Here is a 2,305-nt window from a genome sequence, read left to right as displayed (position 1 = left end):
TTCTACAGAAAGAGGATTATTTTCATAATGTCCAGCTCTTAGTGTATCTTTAAAGAAAGCATGATAATCACTTTCATCCTTAAACATACAAATACCACCCTGTGCAAGAAAGCTATCACTTTCTTCTACACATGACTTAGTAATCATATGAATATTAAGGTTTCCAGGTAATTTAAGGGCACAATATAATCCTGAACATCCAGTACCTACAATAAGAACATCTGTTTTTTTAGTCATTTTTAGTCATCTCCTATTTAGCAAGTTCAAGCATTCTCTGTAATGGTGCTTTTGCCTTATTCATAAATTCTTCATCTAAGAATACTTCATTTTCACCAGTTTCTAATACATGAATAATCTTTTCTAGTGAATTAAGTTTCATATTAGGACATACCTGAGTTCTTACTACATTATAAAGCTTCTTATCAGGTGCCTGATTTAGGATTGTGGCATAAACGCCATCGACTGTACCAACGATAAATTCTTTAGCATCATTTCCAACAATATAATCAATAATACCTGATGTACTTCCAATATAATCGGCTTCTTCTAATACTTCAGGCTTACATTCAGGATGTACAGCCACTAAAGCATCTGGATGTTCCTTCTTTGCATTTAATACATCTTCCTTAGTCATGATGTGATGTCTTGGACAGAAACCATTATTTAAAATGATATTCTTACCTTCTACCTGAGTTGCTACATAGCTTCCTAAGTTCTGATCTGGTACAAAGAAAATATTCTTATTTGGTAATTTATTAACGATTTTAACTGCATTCGAACTAGTTACACATACATCACTATAAGTCTTGATTTCTGCAGTAGAGTTGATATAGCATACAACAGCTAAATCATCATACTTTTCCCTCATTTCTTTGATCTTTTCTATAATCACCATATGAGCCATTGGACAATCTGCATGTGCATCTGGCATATATACATGCTTAGTAGGATTAAGTATCTTAGCACTTTCTCCCATGAATTCTACACCTGCAAATACAATCTTATCAGCATCTGTTTCTGCTGCTTTTTTTGCAAGATAGAATGAGTCACCAATGAAATCAGCCGCTGCCTGTACATCTGCATCCACATAATAGTGAGCCAATATAACAGCATTCTTTTCTTCTTTAAGCTGCTTGATTCTATTCATCATATCCATAATTTAATCCTCTTTTTCAAACTTTTCCTAAATTAAGCGCCTATCTCTTTTTACGCTGTGCCTATGCTATCATTGTTATTGACAGATGTCAAGACACATATGTTGACATTGCAAAAGAAATAAGTTCAATTAATATTACAATATCCCTGAATGTAATAGATTACATATATTTTCAGGATGAAAATAGACTCATTAAAGCAAAAAAAGATTATAACTATAGTTACAATCTTTTTAGATTATTTTTTAACTTTCTTTCGCACATTCGTCATATATACTAATCAATAGAGCTATCATATTCTTACTTATTTGAATATGTTTTCCAAATGGATTAATGACAATACCATTTACTTCTTCTAAGTTAAGCACTGATTGAAGAATGGATAATATTGACTGGTTTATTTGAACATTACCACTCGATCCTTTATGCATTTCATTTGTTGACGTAAATACGCCCATCCACTCATTCCCCTTTACATCCTTCACTGTTTCTAGCTTAAGCTTCACATCATGATCAAGTGTAAAAGTATCACCAATACTTATACTATTTAACTGCTCTTTTGATAAAATTGAGTGCGTTGTGATATAAGGCACTACTAATTCTCCACCCTGTTCAATACTTATGAGTAGGGTTTTCATGAACACCAGCATTCCATCCTTATTATTCTGAACATAATATTGGTCTATCGCATCTTCAATCATCTTATTACTATTTGGAAAATCATCTTGGTTAGAAAGAACATCATTAAAATCATCAAGAACAATTCTCATATCTTTATTAATACGTTTTCTACATTCAGTTATTAACCATTCAGGTATTCCATAATAGGCTTCTGCAATACTTCCAGTAATCGCCCCAAGTGTATCTGTATCCCCACCTAGAGATACTGCATTTCTTATAGCATCTTCAAAGTCCTTGGCTTCAAGAAAGGCAATGATTGCTTCAGGGACTGTTTTTTGACAGGTTTCATCCATATGATAGCCTGGTCGAATCTCATTAAGTGTTCTATTCAAATCATAATGAAATTCATTTTCAATATACTTTTTGATTTCTTCTTTTGATGAACCATTTCTGGCCATAAATATCGCACTCGCAGTCGCCTCTGCACCCTTAATACCTTCTGGATGATTATGAGTTACATTTGCAGTTGC

At 33.0% G+C, this 2,305-nt stretch carries 3 protein-coding genes; all 3 read right to left on the bottom strand.

Annotation, left to right across the window (positions count from 1 at the left end):
* Positions 1-237 (bottom strand): FAD-binding protein (locus tag B2S90_RS05640; RefSeq protein WP_286696683.1); only part of this gene is annotated, 237 nt, incomplete at its 3' end.
* Positions 238-250: 13 nt separating this feature from the next.
* Positions 251-1,156, bottom strand: coding sequence for a quinolinate synthase NadA (gene nadA / locus B2S90_RS05635; protein ID WP_286696682.1), 906 nt, complete (start codon positions 1,154-1,156; stop codon positions 251-253).
* 243 nt (positions 1,157-1,399) lie between these two features.
* On the bottom strand, positions 1,400-2,305 hold a 906-nt coding region (locus B2S90_RS05630), incomplete at its 5' end, for an ADP-ribosylglycohydrolase family protein (RefSeq protein ID WP_286696681.1).

The sequence above is a fragment of the Catenibacterium sp. UBA627 genome, assembly GCF_002299355.1.
Taxonomy (GTDB): domain Bacteria; phylum Bacillota_I; class Bacilli_A; order Erysipelotrichales; family Coprobacillaceae; genus Catenibacterium; species Catenibacterium mitsuoka.
The sequence above is the reverse complement of the archived record's forward strand: the minus strand, read 5'-3'. Positions and strand labels throughout refer to the sequence as shown.